General features: G+C 59.5%; 23 protein-coding genes. 18 read left to right on the top strand and 5 right to left on the bottom strand.

Translation table 11 applies throughout. The annotated features are described in order from the left end of the window. The first annotated feature begins 4 nt into the window (after positions 1 to 4). From OCA5_RS09305 to OCA5_RS09325, 5 genes are all read left to right on the top strand, one after another. Positions 5 to 3,184: a multidrug efflux RND transporter permease subunit gene (locus OCA5_RS09305; protein WP_012563325.1), complete on the top strand. Its 3,180-nt coding sequence runs from the start codon at positions 5 to 7 to the stop codon at positions 3,182 to 3,184. Between the two features lie 163 nt (positions 3,185 to 3,347). Then, positions 3,348 to 4,685: an ABC transporter substrate-binding protein gene (locus OCA5_RS09310; protein ID WP_012563324.1), complete on the top strand. Its 1,338-nt coding sequence runs from the start codon at positions 3,348 to 3,350 to the stop codon at positions 4,683 to 4,685. 18 nt (positions 4,686 to 4,703) lie between these two features. After that, positions 4,704 to 6,440, top strand: coding sequence for an ABC transporter permease (locus tag OCA5_RS09315; RefSeq protein ID WP_012563323.1), 1,737 nt, complete (start codon positions 4,704 to 4,706; stop codon positions 6,438 to 6,440). A 15-nt stretch (positions 6,441 to 6,455) separates the two neighbouring features. After that, positions 6,456 to 7,580 carry an ABC transporter ATP-binding protein gene (locus tag OCA5_RS09320; protein WP_012563322.1) on the top strand — a complete coding sequence of 375 codons (1,125 nt, stop codon included), beginning with the start codon at positions 6,456 to 6,458 and terminating at the stop codon, positions 7,578 to 7,580. Positions 7,581 to 7,714: 134 nt separating this feature from the next. Then, positions 7,715 to 9,148, top strand: coding sequence for a multicopper oxidase family protein (locus tag OCA5_RS09325; RefSeq protein ID WP_012563321.1), 1,434 nt, complete (start codon positions 7,715 to 7,717; stop codon positions 9,146 to 9,148). 129 nt (positions 9,149 to 9,277) lie between these two features. On the opposite strand, the gene OCA5_RS09330 is transcribed toward OCA5_RS09325, so the two are convergent. From OCA5_RS09330 to OCA5_RS09335, 3 genes are all read right to left on the bottom strand, one after another. Continuing rightward, positions 9,278 to 9,880, bottom strand: coding sequence for a heme-binding beta-barrel domain-containing protein (locus OCA5_RS09330; RefSeq protein WP_012563320.1), 603 nt, complete (start codon positions 9,878 to 9,880; stop codon positions 9,278 to 9,280). 481 nt (positions 9,881 to 10,361) lie between these two features. Continuing rightward, positions 10,362 to 10,490 (bottom strand): hypothetical protein, encoded by a 129-nt coding sequence (locus OCA5_RS19585; RefSeq protein WP_012563319.1) that lies wholly within the window; start codon positions 10,488 to 10,490, stop codon positions 10,362 to 10,364. A 139-nt stretch (positions 10,491 to 10,629) separates the two neighbouring features. Beyond that, positions 10,630 to 11,055 (bottom strand): MerR family transcriptional regulator, encoded by a 426-nt coding sequence (locus OCA5_RS09335; RefSeq protein ID WP_012563318.1) that lies wholly within the window; start codon positions 11,053 to 11,055, stop codon positions 10,630 to 10,632. Positions 11,056 to 11,136: 81 nt separating this feature from the next. On the opposite strand from OCA5_RS09335, the gene OCA5_RS09340 reads away from it, so the two are divergent. Further along, positions 11,137 to 11,871, top strand: coding sequence for a cation efflux transmembrane domain-containing protein (locus OCA5_RS09340; RefSeq protein ID WP_012563317.1), 735 nt, complete (start codon positions 11,137 to 11,139; stop codon positions 11,869 to 11,871). Between the two features lie 114 nt (positions 11,872 to 11,985). On the opposite strand, the gene OCA5_RS09345 is transcribed toward OCA5_RS09340, so the two are convergent. Together OCA5_RS09345 and OCA5_RS09350 are read right to left on the bottom strand one after the other, a co-directional pair. After that, positions 11,986 to 12,309 carry a YdeI/OmpD-associated family protein gene (locus OCA5_RS09345; protein WP_012563316.1) on the bottom strand — a complete coding sequence of 108 codons (324 nt, stop codon included), beginning with the start codon at positions 12,307 to 12,309 and terminating at the stop codon, positions 11,986 to 11,988. 155 nt (positions 12,310 to 12,464) lie between these two features. Next, positions 12,465 to 14,789, bottom strand: a complete 2,325-nt coding sequence (locus tag OCA5_RS09350; RefSeq protein WP_244396061.1) for an AAA family ATPase — start codon at positions 14,787 to 14,789, stop codon at positions 12,465 to 12,467. Between the two features lie 232 nt (positions 14,790 to 15,021). Here OCA5_RS09350 and OCA5_RS09355 point away from each other — a divergent pair, with 232 nt between their 5' ends. From OCA5_RS09355 to OCA5_RS19480, 12 genes are all read left to right on the top strand, one after another. After that, positions 15,022 to 16,194, top strand: a complete 1,173-nt coding sequence (locus tag OCA5_RS09355) for a tyrosine-type recombinase/integrase (RefSeq protein ID WP_012563314.1) — start codon at positions 15,022 to 15,024, stop codon at positions 16,192 to 16,194. Between the two features lie 145 nt (positions 16,195 to 16,339). After that, positions 16,340 to 16,582 carry a helix-turn-helix transcriptional regulator gene (locus tag OCA5_RS09360; protein WP_013913091.1) on the top strand — a complete coding sequence of 81 codons (243 nt, stop codon included), beginning with the start codon at positions 16,340 to 16,342 and terminating at the stop codon, positions 16,580 to 16,582. Continuing rightward, a complete protein-coding gene (locus OCA5_RS09365; RefSeq protein WP_012563313.1) occupies positions 16,579 to 16,782 on the top strand; it encodes a hypothetical protein in 204 nt (67 codons plus the stop codon). The genes OCA5_RS09360 and OCA5_RS09365 overlap by 4 nt, the downstream gene beginning before the upstream one ends. After that, the gene (locus OCA5_RS19145) at positions 16,782 to 17,096 is read left to right on the top strand and encodes a hypothetical protein (protein ID WP_162096601.1); all 315 of its coding nucleotides are present in this window, start codon (positions 16,782 to 16,784) and stop codon (positions 17,094 to 17,096) included. The genes OCA5_RS09365 and OCA5_RS19145 overlap by 1 nt, the downstream gene beginning before the upstream one ends. Next, positions 17,077 to 18,849 carry an AAA family ATPase gene (locus OCA5_RS09370; protein ID WP_012563311.1) on the top strand — a complete coding sequence of 591 codons (1,773 nt, stop codon included), beginning with the start codon at positions 17,077 to 17,079 and terminating at the stop codon, positions 18,847 to 18,849. Before OCA5_RS19145 ends, OCA5_RS09370 begins: the two co-directional genes overlap by 20 nt. Before the next feature lie 232 nt (positions 18,850 to 19,081). Next, positions 19,082 to 19,750, top strand: a complete 669-nt coding sequence (locus OCA5_RS09375; RefSeq protein ID WP_012563310.1) for a hypothetical protein — start codon at positions 19,082 to 19,084, stop codon at positions 19,748 to 19,750. A 237-nt stretch (positions 19,751 to 19,987) separates the two neighbouring features. Beyond that, positions 19,988 to 20,860: a hypothetical protein gene (locus tag OCA5_RS09380; RefSeq protein ID WP_012563309.1), complete on the top strand. Its 873-nt coding sequence runs from the start codon at positions 19,988 to 19,990 to the stop codon at positions 20,858 to 20,860. Positions 20,861 to 21,102: 242 nt separating this feature from the next. Then, on the top strand, positions 21,103 to 22,323 hold the full coding sequence (locus OCA5_RS09390) for a phage portal protein (protein WP_012563307.1): 1,221 nt from the start codon (positions 21,103 to 21,105) through the stop codon (positions 22,321 to 22,323). Continuing rightward, positions 22,320 to 22,853: an HK97 family phage prohead protease gene (locus OCA5_RS09395; protein WP_011508938.1), complete on the top strand. Its 534-nt coding sequence runs from the start codon at positions 22,320 to 22,322 to the stop codon at positions 22,851 to 22,853. Before OCA5_RS09390 ends, OCA5_RS09395 begins: the two co-directional genes overlap by 4 nt. Positions 22,854 to 22,860: 7 nt before the next feature. Next, on the top strand, positions 22,861 to 24,009 hold the full coding sequence (locus OCA5_RS09400) for a phage major capsid protein (RefSeq protein WP_012563306.1): 1,149 nt from the start codon (positions 22,861 to 22,863) through the stop codon (positions 24,007 to 24,009). 57 nt (positions 24,010 to 24,066) lie between these two features. Beyond that, positions 24,067 to 24,453, top strand: a complete 387-nt coding sequence (locus OCA5_RS09405; protein ID WP_012563305.1) for a hypothetical protein — start codon at positions 24,067 to 24,069, stop codon at positions 24,451 to 24,453. Positions 24,454 to 24,888: 435 nt separating this feature from the next. Then, entirely contained in the window at positions 24,889 to 25,047 is a 159-nt protein-coding gene (locus tag OCA5_RS19480; protein WP_244396197.1) for an HNH endonuclease, read from the top strand. The last annotated feature ends 41 nt before the right edge of the window (positions 25,048 to 25,088 follow it).

Below are 25,088 nucleotides of genomic sequence, written 5' to 3' on the forward strand. Positions count from 1 at the left end.
TCCGATGCCCGCATTTTTCATCGAGCGCCCGATCTTCGCGTGGGTGATTGCGCTGTTCATTTGCTTGATCGGCGCGATCTCCATTCCGCTGCTGGCCATCGCGCAGTATCCGATCATCGCACCTCCGTCGATCGCGATCGGCACGAGCTACCCCGGCGCATCGCCTGAAGAACTCTACAACAGCGTCACGCGGCTGATCGAAGAAGAACTCAACGGCGCCTCCGGCATTCTGAACTTCGAATCCACCAGCGACTCACTCGGCGAGGTGGAAATTCTCGCGAATTTCCAGCCGGGAACGGACACGACCATCGCCTCGGTCGACGTGCAGAACCGCATCAAGCGCGTCGAGGCGCGATTGCCGCCTGCGGTGATCCAGCAGGGCATTCTGGTCGAGGAAGCATCGAGCGCGATGCTGCAGATCATCACGCTGCGCTCGACCGACGGCAGCCTCGATGAAGTGGCGCTTGGCGACTTCATGGTGCGCAACGTCATGGGCGAAATCCGCCGCATCCCGGGTGTCGGCCGCGCCAAGCTCTATTCGACCGAGCAGTCGCTGCGCATCTGGGTCGATCCGGAAAAGCTGATCGGATACAACCTCACCTCCGACGACGTCACCAAGGCGATCGCGGCGCAGAACGCGCAGGTCGCCTCCGGCAGTCTCGGCGCGGAGCCGAGCGTGCGGGGGCAGAAGGTGTCCGCGCTCGTTCTCGTCAAGGGCCAGCTCTCGACCCCCGATGAATTCGGCTCCATCGTGCTGCATGCGAACGCCGACGGCTCGGTCGTGCGGCTGCGCGACGTCGCCCGCATCGAGATCGGCGGCATGGGCTATCAGTTCACCACGCGGCTGAACGGCAAGCCGACGGCAGGCCTCTCGGTCATGCTGGCGCCGACCGGCAACGCGCTCGCGACCGCGGCGGCGGTCGAAGCCAAGATGAAAGAACTCTCGAAGTTCTTCCCGGCCAACATCGCCTACGACATTCCCTACAACATCACGCCCGTGGTGAACGCAGCCATCACCAAGGTGCTGCAGACGCTCGCGGAAGCCGTGGTGCTCGTCTTCATCGTGATGTTCCTGTTCCTGCAGAACATCCGCTACACCTTCATCCCGACCATCGTCGTGCCTGTCGCGCTGCTCGGCGCTTGCGCGGCGCTTCTGTTGTTCGGCTATTCCATCAACATGCTGACGCTGTTCGCCATGGTGATGGCGATCGGCATTCTCGTGGACGACGCCATCGTCGTCGTGGAGAACGTCGAGCGCATCATGGTCGAGGAGGGGCTGCCGCCGAAGGAAGCCACCCGCAAGGCGATGACGCAGATCACCGGCGCGATCATCGGCATCACGCTGGTGCTGATGGCCGTGTTTGTGCCGATGGCGTTCTTCCCGGGCTCGGTCGGCATCATCTACCGCCAGTTCTCGGTGACGATGGTGGCCGCGATCGGCTTCTCGGCACTGATGGCGCTGTCGCTGACGCCGGCGCTGTGCGCGACGCTGCTCAAGCCGCCGAAGGCGGGGCACAGCATCCGCCGCAAGGGCGTGTTCGGCTGGTTCAACAACACGCTCGACACCACGCGCGGGCAATACATCAAGACCGTGAGCTGGTCGCTCGCCCGCAAGGGGCGGGTGATGATCGTCTACGTCGCCGTGGTCGCGGCCGTCGGATTTACGTTCTCGAGAATGCCGGGCGGCTTCCTGCCGATCGACGATCAGGGCTTCATTACCGTCGACGTGCAGACGCCGTCGAACTCCTCGTTCGAACGCACCCGCGCCGCCGTCGAGAGCGTCGAGCAGTACCTCGAGACCCGCGACGGCATTCAGGACGTGACGTTCCTCACCGGCTTCAGTTTCCTCGGGCAGGGCATCAACACCGCGCAGGCCTTCATCACGCTGAAGGACTGGTCCGAGCGCGGGGCGAAGGATTCCGCCGAGGCGATCGTCAACGACATCAACAAGCACATGGCGCGCGTCCGCGACGCCAAGATCACCGCGCAGCAGCCGCCGCCGATCGACAATCTCGGCAACTCCAGCGGCTTCAGCTTCCGCCTGCAGGATCGCGGGCAGAAGGGCTACATCGCGCTGCTCGATGCGGCGCGGAAGCTCGTCGCCGACGCCAATGCGGGTTCGATCCTGCAGAAGGTCTATATCGAAGGTCTGCCGGAAGGGCCCGTGGTCAACCTGATGGTGGACCGCGAGAAGGCGAGTGCCTTCGGCATTTCCTTTGCCGAGGTCAACAACACGATCTCGACCAATCTCGGATCGGCCTACATCAACAACTTCCCGAACAAGGGGCGCATGCAGCGCGTGATCGTCCAGGCGGACGCGATGGACCGCATGAACCCTGCCGACATTCTCAAATACAATGTCAAGAACAGTCAGGGCCATCTGGTGCCGCTGTCGTCGTTCGCGACCATCGAATGGGGCGTGGGCCCGTCGCAGATTGCCGGTTTCAACTACTACCCGACGGTGCGCATCAGCGGCGAGGCGAAAGCGGGCTTCACCAGCGGCGATGCCATCGCCGAGATGGAGCGCCTTGCGGATCTGTTGCCGCGCGGGTTCGGCTATGAATGGAGCGGGCAGTCGCTGCAGGAGAAGCTCTCCGGCTCGCAGGCGCCGTTCCTGCTCGCGTTGTCGGTGCTGGTCGTATTCTTGTGTCTCGCCGCGCTCTATGAGAGCTGGACCATCCCGATCGCGGTGCTGCTGACCATTCCGCTCGGCCTGCTCGGTTCGGTCGTGGCCTCGTCGCTGCGCGGATTGCCGAACGGCGTCTATTTCACCGTGGGCCTCATCACCATCATCGGACTCGCGGCCAAGGACGCGATCCTCATCATCGAGTTCGCGAAGGACCTGCGCGAGAAGGAAGGCAAGTCGCTGCTCACGGCGACGCTGGAAGCCTGCCACCTGCGGTTCCGGCCGATCCTGATGACGGGCTTTGCCTTCGTTTGTGGCGTGCTGCCTATGGTGGTGGCGCATGGCGCCGGCGGCCTCAGCCAGCAGGCGCTCGGCACCGGCGTGATGGGCGGCATGATCGCGGTCGCGATTCTCGCGCTCTTGATGGTGCCGGTCTTCTTCGTCTTCATTCAGGGGCTGTTCGAGAAACCGCCTGAGGAGCCGGAAGCGGTCACCGAAGACCCGTCCCAAGTGCCGGAAGGGCCGGATGCCGCGCCCGCGCCGCAACCCGGTGCCTGAGGCGATATAATTCCGCTAAAAATATTCCTGTCGACAACTGCGAATATCACAACGGCTTCGTTGCGACGCAGCATACCGAAAAGTCTATTGGTCAGGTTCGGCGGCCAAGCTTACAGTTTTGTGACAAGGCCGGGAGGTCGGACGTTTCGACAGGAGGCACAGCGTGAAGCGCATTCAGTTTGCTCAGATTTTCGCAGCAGTCATGGTGCTTGGGTGGCCGTTAGGGGCTCAGGCACAGGCGATCTCGGGAAAAGTCAGCGTCGTCACCTCCTACTCGAAGGATCTGACCGGCCCGATCAAGAAGGCTTTCGAGAAGGCGAACCCCGGCGTCACGCTCGACGTGCAGAACCGCAATACCCATGCGGGCGTCAAATTCCTGGAAGAGACCAAGTCCAACAATCAGGTCGATCTGTTCTGGGCCTCTGCGCCGGATGCGTTCGAGGCGCTGAAGGCGAAGTCGCTGCTGCAGGTCTATAAGCCCAAGGCGACCGGAATCCCGGAGAAGATCGGGCAATTCCCGATCAACGATCCCGACGGCTACTATTTCGGTTTCGCCGCGTCGGGCTACGGCATCATGTGGAATGAGCGCTACGTGAAGGCCAACAAGCTGCCCGAGCCGAAGGAGTGGCAGGACCTCGCAGCACCCGCGTATTTCGATCACGTCTCGATCGCGGCTCCGTCGCGCTCCGGCACCACGCATCTCACCATCGAGACGGTGTTGCAGGGCGAGGGCTGGGCCAAGGGATGGGGCACTATCCGCGAGATGGCCGGCAACTTCCGTGAAGTCACCGAGCGTTCGTTTGGCGTGCCGGATGGCGTGAACTCCGGTCAGGTCGGCTACGGCATCGTCATCGACTTCTTCGCCTTCTCCTCGCAGGCGACGGGCTTCCCGGTGAAATTCATCTATCCGAGCGTGACGGCGATCGTCCCGGCCAACATTGCGGTCGTCGCGAATGCGCCGAACAAGGCGGGCGCCGAAGCCTTTATCGAATTCCTGCTGTCGGAAGCCGGGCAGAACCTGTTGTTCGATCCGGGCATCCGCCGCCTGCCGGTCAACCCGGCGGTCTACAGCAAGGCTCCGAAGGACTATCCGAACCCCTTCACCGATCCGCGCCTGAACTCGATGGTGAAGTTCGACGTCAAGAAATCGGAATCGCGCAACGACGTGGTCGATGCGCTGTTCGACCAGACCATTACCTTCCAGATCGCCGATCTGAAACAAACCAAGAAGGCGATCGACACTGCCGCTACGGCGCTTGCGAAAAAGCCGAACCCGCAGGGCGAGGCGCTTCTGAAGGAGGCGCGCGGCCTGATGGAAGCGATGCCGATCACCGAGGAACAGGCATCGTCCTCCGAGATCGTCGGTGCATTCTCCGGCGGCAAGAAGAAGGAGAAGGGCGTGCGGCAGGCCGAGCTCGAGCAGCAATGGGCGACCTTTGCAAAGGAGAACAATGCAAAGGCCCGCGCCAAGGCGGATGAAGCCCTGAAGCTTGCCAAATAAGTTCGGACGACGTCGCGCATGACCGCCGTCGGCTTACAACAGGAACGGCGCGGGACATTCCTGTCCCGTGCCTTCAGTGGCACGTCGTGGGGTCAGGCCAGCATTGCGCTCCTGATCCTCGCGTTTCTGATCTGCTTCCTGGTCTGGCCGGTCGCAACCGTCATCTGGGTCGCCTTCACCGAAAAGGGCACCGGCGCGTTCACGCTGGCGAACTTCGTCGATTTCGCGCGGACCGATCTGTTCATCCGCTCGTTCTGGAATTCGTTCTACGTCTCGGCGATGGCGGTCGTCGGCGCATCGATCCTCGCGCTGCCGCTCGCCTACTTCACCTCGCGCTTCACGTTCCGTGGTGCGGGCGTGATCCAGATCCTCGGTTTTCTGCCGCTGATCATGCCGCCCTTCGTCGGCGCTGTGGCGCTGCAACTGTTCTTCGGCCGCAACGGCACCGTGAACCTGCTGCTGGACGACTGGCTCGGCTTCAAGCTCGGCTTCATGGAAGGGCTGAACGGCGTCATCTTCGTTCAGTCGATCCATTATTTCCCGTTCATCCTCATCAATCTCTCCGCGGCGCTGCGAAACGTCGATCGCTCGATGGAGGAGGCGGCACAGAATCTCGGCTCGCACGGGTTGCGGCTGTTCCGGCGCATCGTGTTTCCGTTGGCGCTGCCGGGTTATGTCGCCGGCGCCTCGCTCGTGTTCGTGAAAGTGTTCGACGATCTCGCGACGCCGCTTCTTCTCAATGTGAAAGATATGCTTGCGCCGCAGGCCTATCTGCGCGTCACCTCGATCGGTATCGCCGACCCGATGGGCTATGTGATTTCCGTCGTGCTAATCGTCGCATCGGTCGCCTCGATGTGGGTGTCGTCGCTTGCGACCCGCAACGTCGATTACGCCACCACCCAGCGTGGCGGCGGTGGCATCGCCAAGCGGAAGCTGCGGCCGCTGGAAATGGCGCTCGCCTATCTGCTGCTGACGGTGATCATCCTGCTGGTGCTGGCACCGCATTTCGGTCTGGTGTTGTTGTCGTTTGCGACGATCTGGTCGTTCTCGCCGCTGCCCGACGGCTACACCACGGCGCACTACGCGCGCGTGTTCGGCGAAAGCTCGATCTACATCAAGAACACGCTGCTCTATGCCTCGCTCGCGGGCCTGATCGATATCGTGATCGGCACCGCGATCTCCTATCTGGTGTTGCGCTCGAAACTGATGGGTGCGCGGGGGCTCGATCTGCTGGCGATGGCGGCGCTCGCCATTCCCGGCGTCGTGCTCGGCATCGGCTATCTGCGCGCGTTCTACGGCATTCCGCTATGGGATGGCACGCCGCTCGCCGCGTTCTGGATCGTGATCGTGATCGCATTGGCGATCCGCCGCCTGCCTTATGCGTTGCGCGCGTGCTACGCGGCGCTCCAGCAGATTTCGGCCTCACTCGAGGAGGCGGCGGAAAACCTCGGCGCGACCAAGGCCTCCACCGTGCGCCGCATCGTCGTGCCGCTGATGACCGGCGGCATCATGGCGGGCTTCATCACGAGTTTCGCAACAGCGGCGGTCGAGCTCTCCGCCACGCTGATGCTGGTGCAGGCGAACGAGGATGCGCCGCTCGCCTATGGCCTCTACGTCTTCATGCAGTCGGCCTCGGGTCGCGGGGCAGGCGCGGCGCTTGGCGTCATCGCCGTCGTCATTGTGGCAATCTCCACGGTCGCGTCGCAATATGTCATCGAGCGCGAGCGCCGCACGAAGACCGGCCACCTTTCGTAAGCGCGGGGGACACTCTTGGCAGATACCATCACCCAGTCCCAGATCGCCGATCCTCAGGCGGGCAAGCCGCAAGGGCTGGCCGTCAAGGCGGTCGATCTCAAGATCGACAATGTCAGCGCGGCCTATGGCGACAATGTCGTTCTTGACGGCATCAATCTCGACATCCGGCCGGGCGAACTGTTCGCGCTGCTCGGCCCCTCCGGCTGCGGCAAGACCACCTTGCTGCGACTGATCGCGGGCTTTGCCGATGCGCGGCAGGGCGTCGTTCTGGTGGACGGCAAGGACATCTCGCGGCTGCCGCCATGGAAGCGCGATGTCGGCATGGTGTTCCAGTCCTACGCGCTGTGGCCGCATATGACCGTCGGCGACAACGTCGCGTTCGGCCTGCGCGAGCGGCGGTTGCCGCGCGCCGAGATCAAGCGGCGGGTCGAGGCAGCACTGACCTTCGTCGGGCTGACGAGCCAGATCGACCGCCGCCCGTCGCAACTCTCGGGCGGGCAGCAGCAGCGCGTGGCGCTGGCGCGGACCATCGCCATCGAGCCGAAGATTCTGTTGCTCGACGAGCCGCTGTCGAATCTGGATGCGAAATTGCGCGTGCAGGTGCGCCGCGAATTGCGTGCGCTGCAGAAGTCGCTCGGCCTCACCACCGTGATCGTGACGCACGATCAGGAGGAGGCGAATACGATCTGCGATCGCGTCGCTGTGATGAACGAGGGTAAGGTGCAGCAGGTCGGCACGCCGACCGAGCTCTACGAACACCCGGCCAACCTGTTCGTCGCGCAGTTTCTCGGAACGGCAAACGTCATCGAAGGCAAGTTCACCGGTGCCGGATACCAGTCCGACCTCGGCATCATCCTGCCGGTCCCGCGCGGGCTTGCGGTGACGCCGGGCATGAAGCCGGTGTTCCGCCCGCAGGACACGCAACTTGCGCTGAAGGGGCAATCCGAACCGGGCGGCCCCACAATGCCGGGCGAGATCGTGGAACGGGAATTCCTCGGCAGCACGGTGCGCTACGGCGTGAAGGCGGGCGCGAGCCACATCTGGATCGACGCGCCATTCCGCTCCGGCGCATCGCTGATGGAGATCGGCTCGGCGGTCGAGGTGACGGTGCCGGTCGACCGGCTGCTCTGGCTCGCGTGATCGCGCTGGCAGGGCTCGTTTAGGGCGCACGCCGGTGCGGCATCGCCTCTATCGGCGGGCAATTGAATACTCTACCCGCGCCCGGTACGATCCGCGCACCATTGACCGCCATGCCCTCCCGTGAGGACATTTTCATGCCGTTCCGTCACCTGACCACTATGCGCCGCCGCTCGTTCCTCACCGGCAGCGCCGCCCTTGCCGCAGCCGCGACGCTGCCGCGCGCGGCGTTCGCGCAGATGCCGGCAGTGAAGGAATTCAAACTGACGGCCGCGCAGGGCAGAACCTCATTCGCCGCCGACGTCATCCCGTCAACCGAGGTGTGGGAGTATAACGGGCAGGTGCCGGGGCCTGAGATCCGCGTCAAGCAGGGCGAGCGTGTCCGCATCGTCGTGAAGAACGGGTTGGCGGAGGAGACCACCGTGCATTGGCATGGGCTGCGGCTGCCGAACGCGATGGACGGCGTTCCGCATCTCACCCAGAAGCCGATCGCAACCGGCGACAGCTTCACCTACGAGTTCGATTGCGTCGATGCCGGGACGTTCTGGTATCACCCGCATTCGCGCAGCTCGGTGCAGGTCGGCCGCGGCCTCTCCGGTCCGTTCATCGTCGAGGAGCGTGAGCCGATCGCGGTCGATCGCGATATCACCTGGGCGCTCAACGACTGGCGCCTTCTCAAGGATGCCTCGATCAGCAACGATTTCGGCAACATGCATGATATGAGTCATGCGGGCCGCATCGGCAATTTCATCACCGTCAACGGCATCTCGCCGGAGACGTTCGAGGTGCGAAGCGGCGAGCGCATCCGGCTGCGGCTCATCAACACGTCAAACGCGCGCATCTTCGGCCTCACCTTCGAGGGCCATGCGCCGACCATCGTGGCGATGGATGGCCATCCGGTTACGCCGCATGCGCCGGAAAAGGGGCAGGTCGTGATCGGGCCGGCGATGCGCGTCGATCTCGTGATCGATATGACCGCCGCGCCGGGCAGCCGCTTCAAGGTGATGGACTCGTTTTACCAGCAGCAGGAATTCCGGCTGTTTCACATGGTCTACGCCGACAAGCCGCTGCGCGCCGAGCCGCGCACCGATGCGATCGCGCTTCCACATAACCCGGTGCCCGAGCCGGACCTCGCCACGGCGCAACGCCATGACGTGGTGCTGGGCGGCGGCATGATGGGGCAGATGGCTTCGGCACAAGTCGGCGGCGAGACGATGGATATCCGCACCATGCTGCGGCATGGGCTGATCTGGGCAATCAACGGCGTGGCCTCGACCGAGCATGTGCATGAGCCGATGGCGACGCTGAAGCGCGGCACCTCGCATATCCTTGCCATGGAAAACGAGACGGCGTGGTGGCACCCGATGCACCTTCACGGCCATGCGTTCCGCGTGCTGAGCCGCAACGGCGTGCCGACTAGGCATCGCGAGTGGCGGGACACGGTGTTGGTCGCGCCGCGCGAGCGTGTCGAGGTGGCGTTCGTCGCCGATAACCCCGGTGACTGGATGTTTCACTGCCATGTGCTCGAGCATCAGGCCGGCGGTATGATGGGCACGGTGCGCGTCATCTGACGTCAGCGCGGAGACGGCGCGGGCAGAGCGGAAGAATAAGGGCGGAATAAGAAATGGCCGGGCGGTTCGTCACCCCCCGGCCAATTTTTCAAAGACCAATGATAGCCCGGTTCGTCAGGCGTATCGGACTCAGGCGTGTTCGACGCTCGGGTGATAGCGCTTGACGCGACGAAGCGTGTTCTTGTCGGTGTGGTGCATCTCCTCGCCGGTCGCCGCGAGCTTCAGGAGAAGATCGGACGTGTAGCTGAAGGTGCCGTCATCGTTGATGGTGAAGGTGCTCTTGAAGTCGCGGATTTCCGCGCGCTCCAGCAAATATTTATTCTGCAGGATGCCGTAGTGCGGCGCGCCGGGCTTTGCATCGAACGTCAAAACCTTGTCGCCGAGTTTGGCGCTGCTGCCGGCGAGAATTGCGATACCGCGGCCGAACACCACGGTGCGCATCACCTCGCAGTTTGTCTTGTCCCACAACAGGAAGCCGAGCTCGTCGTGGAACGGGTCCATCGCTTCCTCGCCATGGCGCCATGCGGTCATGCCGTAGTGCAGGCCCCATAGCTCCTGACGGCCGTTTTCCTGCACCGGAATCGGCTTGAACCAGGCCTTCTCGAAATAGGTGGTCTCGCCCGTGATGTCGTCCTTGTTGTGGTACGACAGATCGACCCCGACATCGCCTTCCCATTCGCCGACAAGCGGCGTCAGCGGCCCCAGTTTCTGGGGTCCGGTTACTTTCGTCATTCTCAAGTCCCTCGTCATATTGCGCCCGAGAGCAGACGTCCCTCGTCTTCAGGGCTCTCGGACATAGATCGTTTTGCGATCTAATGCTCAAAACATTCATTATGACGCACGGCAATGTTGCAAAATGGATTCGGCTGTTTTCATCCACGCGCTGTGCCAAAAATGCACCACCGATGCATCTTAAGCTGGCTACCGCGCTACCGTTGTATCGCTGTACGAGACATGATGAGGGTGAACAGCGGACGGCGGCGCAACCGCGCGCTGAGGCGACGGCACGGGCATCGCTCGAAACGCGAACGTCGTTACGGAGAGGTCACGAAAAATCGCCGGTAGCGGTGCCATTCACCGGGCGGAAGGTGGTCGCGGATCTGGCGACAGCATTCCCCGAAATGCGCGACAGCCCTCAGCCGCGCATGGCCGCCCAGCGAGCGGACTGCTCCTGCCGAACAGCGGAACGTAGAGAAAACTGCCGGCGAGGCTCCTATCGCAGGAAGCCGGCCAGCCCCAGCGCCAGATAGACCAGAAGGGCGATCAGAAAAGCGTGCCCAAGCCGCTCTCCGATACGCTCCGGAGTTCCGTACTGGGTTTCAGTCGTCGCGCTTCCCGTCATGATTGCTCCGGCGGTTCTGTTAAGGCCGAAGCAATAACCGGAAAGTTCGGGGCTTCTCGACGTGACAACCTGCCGCGCGAACACATGTCTCGGGCTGCGTGCAGGCTATTGATTTTACTGGAAATATAGAAACGCTGAGTTAGCCCTTGGCCAGTGGGCCATGGTCATGGCTTCCATCGGCCAGCGTTTCGATGATCCGGCATTCGGCCACCCGGCCGCATGCACATTCCGCGATCATCCGGGATAGCTCCGCCTTCAAACTCGTGAGCGCCGCGATGCGCTTTTCAACCTCCACCAGACGCGCCTTCGCGATCTCATCGGCCACGGCACAAGGCTGATCCGGATCGTCCTGAAGAAGCAGGAGCGTGCGAATGGCGTCGAGGTCAAAGCCCAACTCGCGCGCATGACGAATGAAGGTGAGGCGGGCCACGGCGTCGTTGCCGAAGCGCCGTTGCTGGCCTTGGGTGCGGGGCGGTTGGGGCAAAAGGCCGATCCGCTCGTAATAGCGGATGGTCGGCACCTTGACGTCAGTCCGCTGCGACAGTTCGCCGATCGAAAGATTCATCCCAAGCCTTTGAGCTTATCAAGCCTCTTGAACCTCTAGTGACTATAGGGATTAGCGTGCCTCTGGAAAAGGAGACACGCGATGGCCGATCACTGCTGCAATGACCAGGCGAGCGCCTGCTGCGCCCCGCCGCCATTGAACCTTCCGAAGCAGCATGCGGGGCAGCAACATCGCGACACATGCGGGTGCTCCGAAGGCGTGCCGGTCTTCGACGGCATGGACGCGCGCTACAAACGCGTGCTCTGGATCGTGATTTCCATCAACGGTGCGATGTTCTTCACCGAGATGATCGCGGGCCGGATGGCGCAGTCACAGGCGCTGCAAGCCGACGCGCTGGATTTTCTCGGCGATACGGTCACCTATGGCCTCAGCCTCGCGGTCATTGGCGCATCGTTGCGCGCGCGTGCAACGGCCGCGCTGTTCAAGGGACTGTCGCTGAGCGTGATGGGTCTCTGGGTGTTCGGCTCCACGATCTACCGGACACTCGTGGTCGGCATGCCGAGCGCCGAAGTGATGGGGGCGATCGCGTTCCTGGCGCTTGCCGCCAATCTCGCATCGGTGTTGCTGCTGATGCGCTACAAAGACGGCGACGCCAATGTGCGCTCCGTCTGGCTTTGCTCGCGCAATGACGCCATCGGCAACGTGGCGGTGATGGGCGCGGCACTCGGCGTGTGGGGAACGGCGACGGCCTGGCCCGATCTCATCGTTGCCGGGCTCATGGCAGGAATTTTCCTGACCTCATCGGCGCAGATTTTGCGACAGGCGTGGCGCGAATATCGCGAGGGCGGGCAGCCAAGCTCCGTGGCGGCGGAGTGATGCGATCAGAGCTCTCGCAGGATTGATTGTGCGTTAGCGATGCGAACGACGTCGACGCTAGCTTCAGCGGCGAGCCGCCCGCGGCTGTCCGATAAAAGCGAAAGGGACGTTCGCTCAGGCCGGTTTGCGGCCTTTCTTCCTCTTCCCATCAATCAAGACGGCCTGCTGCCATCGGCTGGGCGCCTTGTCGGTGCGATGAATGCAGCCCGCCCAGCAGCAGGGGCGCTTCTTGCCCTCCAGCAATTCCTCACAGGTCCGCTCGATGCGGCGCTGGCGCGTCTTTGCTTGCTTTGCGTCGTCCACCCAGCAGATGAACTCGTTACGGCCAAGCGGCGTCAGGCTCTCCCACAGCGCAAAGACTTTCTCATCAGTTCGCAAGGCGGCTTGAAGATCTTCGCGTGCTCTGTGGACGGTGCCATGTGGAAAAGCATTCGCCATGCAACCTCCAAACAATGCAGCCGGTAAGCTTGGTTACACCACCCAAGAGAATGACGATTTCCGCCATGGGAAGCTATCGGCGGCATACAGCGGGACACACTGGGCCCGAAGGAGTACTATCTACCCTATAGCTTTCTTAAGCAGCAGTTCTCTGCTCAAGTGCAGGCCTTCACCATCTTCTTGTAATGATCCTTTCCGACCTCCTTGATGAAGTTGATACCTGCATCGGCCGCGCGGATGGCTTCTTCCAACGTAAGGTCTGGTAGGGTGCTAAGCCCATCAATTGTACCGTGAGACTCAATTTGAACGAGGCGTTCGAGGGCCCGAACGTCGAGCTTATCTTTCACTGCCTCGTGGTGATCCCCAAGCGCACCAGCAAAATTGGATTGCCCTGGAGAACAGAAGGTGGCGAACATCTCAAGGAGCTTGCGGGTCGCGTTTGGAAGTAGAAACATATAGTCGGTCGTCTTCTTCTGCGCCGCGTCCTGAACTATGCTGAAAAGATAGTGATATTCACTATCATAATTCACAAGCAGCTTGTGCATAAGTATGAGCGAGGTGACGCGGTCATTTCCATCTCCCGAGGCCCGACAATCAAGCGATAGGAGTGCCGCCACCTTTTTGGTTTCATCTCGTTTCTGCAAGTTTTGAAACTCACGCTTCACCATGTTCATAAAGCTTGTGTTGTGGGTAAGAACGATGACCTGAGCGCACTTTTTGGTCATGCGTGTCATCAGGCTGTAAGCGAAAGTCCGAGCCGTGGTATCGAGGCTCGATATCGGATCATCAATAACCAGTACCAGGTCTTCAGCTTCACGGCCCTCGGCGGCCAGCAGAGTCAAAAAATAGCAGAAGGAAACAGCCGTACGTTCCCCTTCGCTTAGTTCTGTCGCAGGCCTCCCGTTTGGGCGAAAAATTTTGTATCCGCCATCTTCTGCAACAAGGCGAAGTTCCTTATGCCCAAGGTAAGCCCAAATGAGCTCGTTCATTTTGTCTGCGCCGACACCGTTGTCTTGCAAGTCGTTGCGAAGTGCCAGTTGGTGGTCAAAAAGGCTTTTCTCTTCTGTTTGCGCGGTTGTCTGCTCCGTCTCAGCACCTTCGACAGCCTTCTGAAGACGGTCCCATTCACTTTGATTAGTCGCCAAGACGTGGGCTTCGATTTTCGTGAACGCGTCTTTTTGCATTGCTGCAAAGCTTACAAAGGCGTCATTGTGCTTCTGCACGGCCGCCGCCAAGACTGCCTCGATGGTCGCGTATTCTGTGAGCCAGTTGTCGAAGTCAAAGCTTGCAATTTCCCCCGCAACCACCCCTGCTTTGGTGGGGTTTGCAATTCTCGCTTCCAAGCCTTTGAGAAGTTCTCCGACATACACACCGATCTGCTTAATGGCCGTCTCCATAAGCGCCCGGCTCTTGGCAAAAAATTTCCGTTCCTCTGCGGTAATCTCAACTTCCTTGGGGATGGAACGATAAAACTCTCTTAGATCCTGTTGGTGCTCCTGCCCGCGCTTCACGGCATCTTCCAAAGATCTCAGTGCGTCGGTCCACGATTTGTCGAACAAAACTCGGAGCCGAGCTCTGCGATCCTCCGAAAAAAGATTGCCGCAAAGAAGACAGTCCGACACGCCGTGCTCGTCATGGTAGTGAAGCCCTTCTTCTACCCACCGAAGAACATTCGAATGCGCTTCAAACTCATTCAGAGCGATTCCTGAAACACTTTGTGTGAGAAGCGACTGACTAGCTTTGAACCAATTGGCCAGCCCCTCAGGGAGACTTGGGGAAAAAGCAAGGCTTGGGAGCGGTTCCCGTTGAGTAAGAAGCCCTTGATGCATTTTGAGTTTATCTTCGGGCAGCTTTTTCTCCGGGCCAAAGGATACTTTTGAATAGTGCCCCTGAATCTTCCGCGCGTCGTAGGACTGTGTGTAGCTGCTTGAAGAGGCCACCTCGCGGATATTACGGGCCACTCGAGTTTTAAAGTCTGACAAGTCCTTGTCAGCCTTTCTCTTAGCGCTCTCCTTTGCCTTAGTTTTCTGTTTCGCGGCCAAAAGCTTCGGTGTTATCTCATCATATTCTTTACGAGCACCGACCTTCTTTTCGCTCAGATAGGCAATTCCCTTTGTGCTACTAGCATCCCATTCAAAATTTCTGGATACGAAGTCCGTATTGAAAACCAGAAGATTATTCCCAAACGGGTTTGAGATAGGGTCTTGCGTAACAATCGTTCCGTCTGACGTTTCGATTTTAAAGGTGGTTTCTTTTGGTAACCGATCTTCTAAGTTTCCCCGTTCTATCGACGAAAACACTCTAGATAAGGTGGTCTTTCCGGAACCATTAAACCCATAGATCAAAGTGCGGGGAGCTAATTGCAAATCCTCTGAAGCGCAAAAGTCTTTCCATACTCCCGCTTGTTTAAGCTCTGAAAGCCTCCGGACAATCATATCCCGCGCGCCCCACATCAGAATTGCAACAGTCAACGTACTCATACCAATAGAGGCTAGCAACCATCGGGAGAGCAGGCGCGTTGGAGCAATGAAAAGTAGAAAGGGTGCGTCTGACTGCCTCGCAGCACGGCAGCGTCGGAGGGCCTGAGGCCCAAGTGGCGGAAGGGGTGTCCGCTGGAAACCCAACCTTAGTGGTTTTATCGTCCGATTGCCTTGTAAAAAAGCACTAAAGTCAGTAATGCCGGTATGGTGGTTATGACAACCGGCAGAGAAAATGGCCCGTAACAAGCTGAGCGAAACGAAGATCAAGGCGATTTCCAAGCCGGGAATATACGGCGACGGTGACGGCCTATTCATTCGAGTCCAAAAGACCGGCAGCCGCAACTGGCTGTTCGTGTATCGCCGCGGTCAACAGCGTAATGAGATCGGGCTTGGTGGATATGGACAAGGCACCGCACCGGTTTCGCTGCCGCTGGCCCGAGAGAAGGCCGACGCAATCCGGCAGCAACTCGCCCGAGGTGAGGATCCCCGCGCATCGCGAAACGCGATCAAACCGAAGACGTTTGGCGAGGTGATGGAGCAACTGCTCACGGCCAAGGAATCCGAGTGGACCAACCCCAAGCACGCTGAGCAATGGAAGATGACGCTGCGGACGTACGCCAAGCCGCTGCACCGTCTGCCGGTGGCTGATATCGTGATGGGCGACGTTAAAGACTGTATCCTGCCACACTGGGCCGAACGGCCCGAGACGGCGGCACGTCTGCGGTCCCGCATTCAAGCGGTGATCGACTACGCAATCGCCCATGAGTGGCGCTCGGCTGGGAATCCGGCCCGGTGGGGAGGTTTGCTTGAGAAGGTAATGCCCAAGCGCCAAAAGTTATCGCGCGGCCACCATGCCGCGCTGGCCTATGCGGACGCGCCCCAGACGATCGAGGCGCTGCGGCATTCTTCGGGTACGGCGGCGCGAGCGGTGGAGTTTATAGCGCTGACGGTGGCTCGGTCGGGCGAGGCCCGGTACTCGACCTTCGCAGAGGTGGACGTGAAGGCCAAAACATGGACCGTCCCCGCCGAGAGGATGAAGGCGGGTAAGGAGCATATCGTCCCGCTCACAGCCCGCGCGCTCCAGATCGTCGAGGCCATGAGGCAACGGGCAACCGGCGATTATATCTTCGGCGGTGCACAAGACAGTAAGCCGATCAGCGATACCGCAATGGTGAAGGCGCTACGGTTGGCATCGCCAGATAAGGCCGCGACTCTCCACGGGCTACGATCGACGTTTCGGGACTGGGCCGGCGACAAGACGAAATTTCCACGCGACATAGCGGAAATGGCATTGGCGCATGCGGTCGGGGACGAAACCGAGCGCGCCTATCGGCGAAGCACCGCTCTCGCCCAGCGTAGGAAACTGATGGATGCGTGGGAAAGGTATCTAAATACCGACAAATAAATGTGGACTAGATGTTGACATTTATGACATTCGAGCGCTATATGTAGGGTATGCATCGGCAATGCCGACGCTGTCAGCGTGATTGGCCCTTTTTCCTCGCCGAGCGCTTACGCGGTCGCACCGCAACCCTGACAAGGGTTCCTGAATGTCCCCCCAGCATATTCCTGTTGCCCAGCCGCGGCTGGTTTCCATCAAGACTGTCTGCGCCATGACGAGTATGTCTCGTTCAATGGTGAATGCCTTGCGCGATGACGGCGTGTTCGTTGAAGCCGTTGAGCTTGGACCTCGGAGAATCGCGTTTGTCCGAGAGGAAGTCGAAGCGTGGATTGACGCGCGTATCGCGAAACGCGGTGCGAACGATAACAACCGTAAGCGGGAGGCTGCATGATCGAGGTCGGCAAATATAAGAACTCCAAGACGCGCGAGATCGTCGAGGACGCCATCAGCCAACTATGCGCCGTTGGTTTCGACTCCGATGGCGCTGCATCGCTCTTGGTTATCCAAGGCATGATTCGTATTGAAGACCCGCAAAAGCGGAAGGAAATGGCCGCCTTCGTTACGCGCGAAGCGGAAGACGATACCGACTGATGCATCATCGCCTTGGCTTTGGCCGGGGCGAACTACTGCATGACTGGCCCTCTGCCGGGTGCGCCGAAAAACTCCCCTTAGAGACCATTATGAGAATTTTGAATTACCGACCGGCACCATCCGGTGGCGGCACAATCGGCTTTGCTGAAATCGAAGCCGCTCCTGGCATCCGCATGTTCGACGTCAAGATCGTTCGGACACATGACGGCAGCATCCGCGCCTATGCGCGAAACACCGCGTTCGATCGTACCGCGATCGCGGAAATTCAGAAGTCCCTTACCGGAGGCGCATGCCTTGAACGCATTGCAAGCTAAATCTTTCGATCCGGCCGACCTCACTCGATCCGACAAGGTCGACCAGATGGGGGCTATACTCGACGGCGACATCTATGTGCCGCTCGATCCTGATCTGGATATCGCTAGCCTCACGATGGAAACCATCGGCGAGGCTCTGCGACGTGAACGTGAATCCGACGATATTTCGAACGGCGTCGTCTACACTGACGATTGGAAATACAAGGACCGGCGCGTCGGCAATCACAACAACGTCTTCCTGTCATATCTGTCTGAGGACGGCGAAACGGTCGTGCATCGCCAACTGCAGGGTGATCCTTCCGACGCTGTATTCATCATCGAGGATCTGCAGCGTGCCGCCGGCGGCGGCGAGGTTCGGTATCGGCCCGAACCGAAGGCGGTCAATGAACCGGTTGCAGCCAATGACAACGAGCCTTCCGCAGCATCAACACTCGCCAGCACCAAGCCGAAACTGACGGCAGACGAGGAACGCGAGTATCTCGAAAAATTCCAGCGTGAGCAGCTTTTACCCGGCCAGCGCGGCGAACTTGTCTTTGATGACATCGCGCACCGGGCGCTTTCAACTGGACCGTTCTGGCGAATCGCGGGCGCGGTGGTTGAAGAAGTTTCCGGCGACGTGTTCATGGGCGTACTAGATGGCGCTCCGAAGTTCGCCCCGGAGGGTGGCGGCATAATGCCGATAAACCCTCTCGCGCCTTTCCCGTTAGTCGACCCATCAGAGTGGCATGGCACCGTCGCAAAGGGTCGCGAGTGGTTTCTGACCGGCCTCATTCCGCATCGGCAAGTAACGCTGCTGTCCGGTGACGGTGGTGTAGGCAAATCACTTTTGGGTTTGCAGATTGGCGCGGCGTCTGCTCTGGCGATTGAGACTCTAGGCTTGCGACCCCGGCCAGGGCGAGTGCTTTACGTCGGCGCCGAAGACGAGGCTGAAGAATTTCACCGTCGTCTGGATGATATCGCCACAGCACACAGCGCAAAAATGTCCGAGTTGACGGACCTTCGCATTCTTCCGCTGGCTGATATGGACGCACTCCTTTCCGAGCCAGATTCTAAGGGCAACATGAAAGCGACCTCGCTATGGAGCCGTGTTGACACATTTGTGCAGGATTGGAAGCCCGGCCTTGTCGTTCTCGACACTGCCGCTGACTTGTTTGGTGGTGACGAAGTAAAGCGAGCGCAAGTCCGCCATTTCGTTGCGATGCTTCGCAAGTTGGCTATTGGCCGCAACTGTGCGGTTCTGTTGCTGGCGCATCCGTCCGTGGCCGGCATGGCGTCCGGCAGCGGCTACAGCGGCTCGACCGCTTGGAATAACAGTGTCCGTTCGCGCCTCTATCTTACCAGCGGTGAAGGTGACATTCGCGTTTTGAAAACCGTGAAGAGCAACTACGGCAAAATCGGTGATGAGACGTATCTTGAATGGCAGGACGGCTCGTTCGTTCTGCACGACCCGAGCAAACCGGGGGTTGCTGACGGATTGATAAACGGTCGCAACGACAAGGTGTTTCTTGCCGTTCTGTCGAAGCTGAACCGGACGGGCCAGCGGCCAAGCCCGAACAAGTCGCCATCGTTTGCACCGCGTATGATTCAGAAGCACCCCGACGCAAAGGGTGTGAAGGTCCGCGACATGGAGCTGGCGATGCAGCGGTTGCTGGACTCCGGCGTCATCAAGATTGTGCAGGAGGGACCGGCCTCGCGTCGGTTCAGCCGTTTGATTGTTTCGGCGGAAGACTTTGGAGGTGCCGACGACGGCTGATTCCAACCCACCTTCCAACGCCTTCCAACGGTTTTGTAAGTCGTTGAAATCATTGATGTTCGCACACCAATTACGGTAACTTCCAACGGTGGACTAACTCATTGATTTTATTCGCTTCCAACGCCTTCCAACGGGTACTCGCACACACCCCTATAACCCCATAGCGCCCGAAGGCGCGCGCTCCTTTGATGGAGCGGCACCACGGGCAAATAAAAACAGGAAACGACCTGACATGAATCACGCCAACGACAACCAGCCGCGCAGTCCGGAAGAGCACCGCAAGCTGGTAGCGGAGCAGGCCACCGCTGGCGAACGCGCTTATCAGGGTGGCTCATGGCCGCAGGGACGACGGCTCCATAAGGCCGGCAAACTCGAGCTCGTGACCGGCCTCGTTGGTTGGCAGGTCCGAAACACGATGCCGCGCCTAAGTGCAGCAAACGACAATAGAACGGTGGACTTCGACCATACGGAAACCGTTGAGCGTGATGTTCTGGATGCCGACACTATCGTGGCGGCGGTTGAGGCTGAGAAGAGAGAGCCCGGCAATCATTACCGGGAAGAGACGCAGGAGGTGTATGTCGTCACCTCTCGCGACGATGACGGTAAGCCCGTAAAAGGCGAGTGGCGCGCCATCGCGGGCGAGACTGTCTTTGACCGACAGCATTCCTCTGCGGCACCCGATTGGGCGGTTGATGATATGGGCGAAGAGGAAAAAATAGCTAACGCCATCGACACCAAGCGTATCCGCGCACGGCTCGGACCCGCCGTCTGCACGCTGCTTGATATGGCTGCCGGCGACTCGACGACAGGCGAAATTGCCGACGCCATCGGCGTTAGTCGCGCCAAGGCCGAAAGCTACGTCGAGATGGCGGTTCAGAAATATTTGCAGATTGCCGCCTGAGACTGAAAAAATCCTGCCCGTCGCCTCATAAGTACGAGGGCAATAGAAATTCGCGAGATATTGCATCGCGACTTTTTGCCCTAGCCGTCATGCGCAACGCTGGCGGTCTGGGCGCTATGCCAAGGGAGAGCCTTGGGGCGCCCACCTTTTCATGTTCGCAGAACGGTCCCATTGCCAGGTCCAGTCCCGAAGGCTGATAAATGCTTTGCCGCCATTAAGGCGGCTATCGCGTCCGGCATGTCAGATCGTCAGGCGACACTTACGGTGCCCGGTGCACCCTCCGATGCGGCGTGGTCCCGGTATCTGCAAAACCGTCCAGAGCGCGCGGCAGAGATTGCTGCGGTTCGGCACGCCAAGGGCAGGCCAAGTCTCGACCGCATCGCGGCGAACTTCGATGCATTGATTAAGTTGATTGCGGAAGGTCACAGTGCAGTCACCGCCGGCAAAGAGTTGGGCATCAATGGCGACCGTCTAACCGAATGGCTTCTCGCGAACCCCAATAAGCGCCCGGCTTACGTCGCTGCCATGGTGAAGCGCGCCAAGGTGCTTGGTATTCGAAGCACGACGATCAAGGTAAAGCCGAGGCGCAAGGATTTCACCGAGGCTGAGTTTGACAAGGCAATTGCACTAATTGCACGATCGACCGCCCCAGACCTTGCCACTGCGCTGCGCCGCGCGGATTTGCCGAGGAATGGCTCGCTACAACGACGCGCGAGGAATGATCCGAAATTTCGAGCACGCCTCGACCGCGCGTATAGTTCGCACAGTGCGAGTACCCATTATCTCCGCTACATTAAAGACCCGACCGAACCTCGTATGTTGCTCGCGTCGCTGCTGGCCGATAAGAATTTCGCCGCTGGCTTCAATCGCTTTAAGTCGCAACGATATGATCGCCACGACCTTGCGCAAGAGTTCGTCTTAGCTGTGCTAGAAGGCCGGCTAACGAAAGCGGACCTGAAGAACAAAAAGGCCAACAACGATATCCGCAAGCGCGCTTTGGGAAACAGCCTTGCGATCACCTCGCTAGATGCGCCGTCGCACGGTGATGGCGAGTCCAGATATTGCGTAGGCGACACGATCGCCTCTCCCTGCCAAATCCAACACTATTAGGCCCTGATGACAATTCGCGTGAACGCGCCAGCGGCCTATCGCGGCCGGCTGGTGAAGGTCGCATCCATTAACGGTAGCGACGCCGAGATTGTCTGGATCGGCCACGACGGAGATATCAATTTGCGATCTGTCCACACTGACGACCTCGTTGATTTTCAAGAGGCAACGTCGTTGCAATCTTCTTGGAGCGCTGCTGGCGCCATTGAACACGAGTCGACTATTCGCAGTTGGAGGGCCGCCTAGTGGGTTGGTTCTCGCGTAAATCGGCTCCGGTGGCGGAGACCAAATCCGAACTGACCGATTGCGATTCAACCTCATGGGCAGCGCTCATGGGGTTGTTTTCGTCTTCTGCTAGTGGCGTGACCATTACGGCGGAAACTGCAGCGCACTTTTCCCCGGTGAATGCTGCCTATTCGCTTATCAGTGAAACCACTCGCATGCTGCCTTGTAAACTTAACAAGGTAGTCGGTGAAGGCAAGCAGCCAGACGACTCGCACCCAGCCTACGCGCTCGTGCACGACATGGCGAACGATTGGCAATCTGCGGGCCAGGTTCGGCAGCAAATCACGATCGATGCCGTTTTGCACGGTGATGGTTTTGGTTTCGTTGGCAAGGCCAACGGCAAGCCTACCGAGATACTTCATATTCCCCGACATTCGATGGTTGTTGAGTTCGATAACATCAACAGGCCGTCGTACCGTATCGGGACGCAGAACTACACGACCGACGAAATCATTCATCTGCAATCGCCGTCGCTTGACGGAAAACGCGGACTCGGTTTGTTGCAGGCCGGACGCGATGCAATCGGCTTAGGCATCTTGCTTGAACGTACTGCCGCTCGCCTTTTCAAAAACAATTCCAGGCCCGGTGGTATTCTTTCTTTCAAGGGAACACTAAATGCAACTGCTGCCGGACGCGTAGCGCAATCGTGGAAATCAGCGCACGGCGGCGACAGTAGCGGTGGCGTTGCGGTTGTCGATAACGAGGCGGAATATACTCCGATTGCGTTTACGTCGGTTGAGGCACAACACCAAGAGCAACGCAATTTCGCAATCAATGAGATTGCGCGGCTGACGCGCGTACCGGCAACCATGTTGTCGGACTTGTCGCGGGCTACGTGGTCGAACACGGAACAACTCAATCTGCAATTCTTGCAGACTTGCATGCTGCCATGGTTGCGCGGCTGGACGGACGCTTATGCGCGGACCCTTCTGACGAAGGAAGAACGTTCGCAATATAGCTTTGAATTCATCGTCGATGATTTGCTCCGCGCCGATACCGCGGTGCGCGCTACGGCTTACAGCCAATTCCGCAGCATGGGTGTCATGACTGCGAACGACGTTCGCAAACGGGAAAATCTGCCACCGCTCGCTGGCGGTGATGAATTGCAAAACCCGTTTACGACATCCGGCAAGCAACCGGCGAACGACAACATTCAACCTCCGAAGGAATCCGCGGCTTGAAGAATCTCGAGACTGGCGTCGTCCAGCTAGACGTTAAATCTGTTGGCGATGACGGCGTATTCTCCGGCTACGCTTCCTTGTTCGGTATCACCGACCTGGGCCGGGACATTGTTACTCGTGGCGCATTCACCAAGAGCCTGAAGCAAAAATCTGCTTCGCGGGTGAAGATGCTGAGAGAGCATGACCAAACCGAACCAATTGGAGTCTGGACCGAGATTGTTGAGGACACCAAAGGGCTGCGCGTTTCCGGCCGGTTGGTACTCGATACCGTCAAGGGGCGTGAAACCCACGCTCTATTGAAGGCGGGTGCGCTCGATGGATTGTCGATCGGATACCGCACCAAGTCTGCCCGGTTCGATAAAGCCAAGGGCACTCGAATGCTCGACGAAGTCGAGTTGCACGAAATCAGCGTGGTCACTTTTCCAATGCTGCCTTCAGCGACGGTTGAGGCCGTCAAATCCAACGGCCCGACAACGTTCCGCGCGCTAGTCGACGCCATCAATTCTGCGCGTACCTCCATCAATAGTTAGGACTACAATGACCTTTCATTTTCTTGAGACCAAATCTGCGGCTGACGTCGACGAAGGCGATCCGTCCATCGTTGAAGTCAAGTCGGCGCTGACCGCTCTTACGGAAGACGTGAAGAAGGCCACCGCACCGGTTGCCGATATTACCAAGCGCCTCGATGAAATCGAGACGAAGATCAATCGTCCCGCCATCCACACTGAGAAAAAGGACGAGATCAGCGACGAGCGCAAGGCGTTCACTGGTTATCTTCGCCGCGGCAAGGAAACGCTGCAGCCCGACGAAATCAAGACGCTGCGCGTTGCCGACGATACCTCGGGCGGTTATCTGGCGCCTGCCGAATTCAGCGCGGAAGTCGTCAAGGGCATTGTTGAAATGTCCCCGATCCGTCAGGCGGCGCGCGTTGGCTCGACGTCGAGCGGCGAGGTTCTGCTGCCAAAGCGTACCGGCCGGCCGACTGGCTCGTGGGTTGGTGAAACCGAAACCCGCACTGGGACCGAGTCCAGCTATGGGCAGATCGAAGTACCGATCCATGAGATGGCCTGTTACGTTGACGTGTCGCAGCGTCTGCTTGAAGACGCCGCGGTTAACGTGGAGTCGGAAGTTGCGTCGGACCTCTCGGAAGAGTTTGGCCGGCTTGAAGGCTCAGGCTTCTCGCAGGGCGACGGCGTAAAGAAACCGGTTGGCATCATGACGGCTGCTGGCGTTGCCTATACAGCCACCGGCAATGCTTCGACGCTTGGTTCAGCTCCGGCTGACACCCTGATTGACGCCTTCTATTCGCTGCCGGCTTACTACCGCAATCGCGGTGTCTGGTTGATGAATTCGAAGACGATCGCAGCGGTTCGCAAGCTCAAGGATGGCTCGACGGGAGCGTATCTCTGGCAGCCCGGCCTCGCGCAGGGAGACCCGGCGACGATCCTTGGCCGTCCTTTGATTGAGGATCCGACCATGGATGACATCGGCAGTGCAGCCGAGCCCATCTTGTTCGGCTCGGTTTCCGATGCCTACCGAATCTATGACCGCTTGAACCTCTCGATCATGCGCGACCCGTACAGCCAGGCAACCTCTGGCGTGGTTCGCTTCCATGCCCGTCGTCGTACCGGTGGTGCGCTGGTGCTTGCCGAGGCGCTCCGCAAGATTAAGTGCGCGACCTCCTAAGTCATCAACGAGCGGGCTTCGGCCCGCTCACTTCTCTTTCAATAAGGATAAACAGTAATGCGCGATATCGCGAATAACATTGGCGTCGACCAGACGCTTGCTCCCGTTGACTATGCTGCGACCACCAAGGGAACTGCAGTCGATCTGTTCGGTTTCAACAGCGCGGCGGTTGTCGTCAATACCGGTGCGATTACCAGTGCCGGCCTATACGTGGTGAAGGTTCAGGAGTCGGACACGACCACCGATGGCGACTTCACTGACGTTGTGGCCGACGACCTAACCGGCACGCTGCCTACCAGCCTTGCCGCCACGTCCGTCTATAAGGCCGGATATATCGGTAACAAGCGCTATATCCGAGCCGTGATCACCAAGACCTCTGGCACCTCGATTGTTGCTGGTGCCCTCGTGGTGAAGGGCAACGCCGCGGACAAGCCGGTAGCGTAACCGTTATGGCTGCGCGTGACGTGATGTGCTGAACGCGCGCAACCAAGGGGGAATCCGCGATGGTGGATTCCCCCGCCGTTTCTGAGGGGTTCGCATGACTATCCGAAAGCCGATCGAGATTATCAAGATGCTGCTGGCGTCACGCGGTGCTGACGACAGCTTAGCAGAGCAATTGATAGACGCGCTTGAGTCCTCTGGCTGGTACTTCTGCCATCGTGCTCGCTAGTGCCTTACGCAGCGCCACGCCTTTGCTCATGTGGTCGCGTGGTGGCAGCCGGCAAGCGGTGCCAATGTGCACAACTGAGGAAGGCCAATGCTGACAAGCTCAGGCCAACAGCACCACAGCGTGGATACGATGCAGCATGGAGAGAGTTACGTGATGCGTGGTTGGCTGAGCATCCAAGCTGTGTTGGTTGCGGTGACGATGCAACACTGGTGGATCACATTGAGTCCATTCGTCGCGCTCCGCACCGCAGGCTGGACGTAACCAACCTTCAGAGCATGTGCGCCGTATGCCATGGCCGCAAGACAGCGCGCTTTGATGGCAGCTTCGGTAGAGCCATTAGCAAGGCCACTGATAAGCCCTCTGATTGATGGCAGCGCGTTGCATCCACGAAATACTAACGCACCACGCG

It is taken from the genome of Afipia carboxidovorans OM5, assembly GCF_000218565.1.
GTDB lineage: Bacteria > Pseudomonadota > Alphaproteobacteria > Rhizobiales > Xanthobacteraceae > Afipia > Afipia carboxidovorans.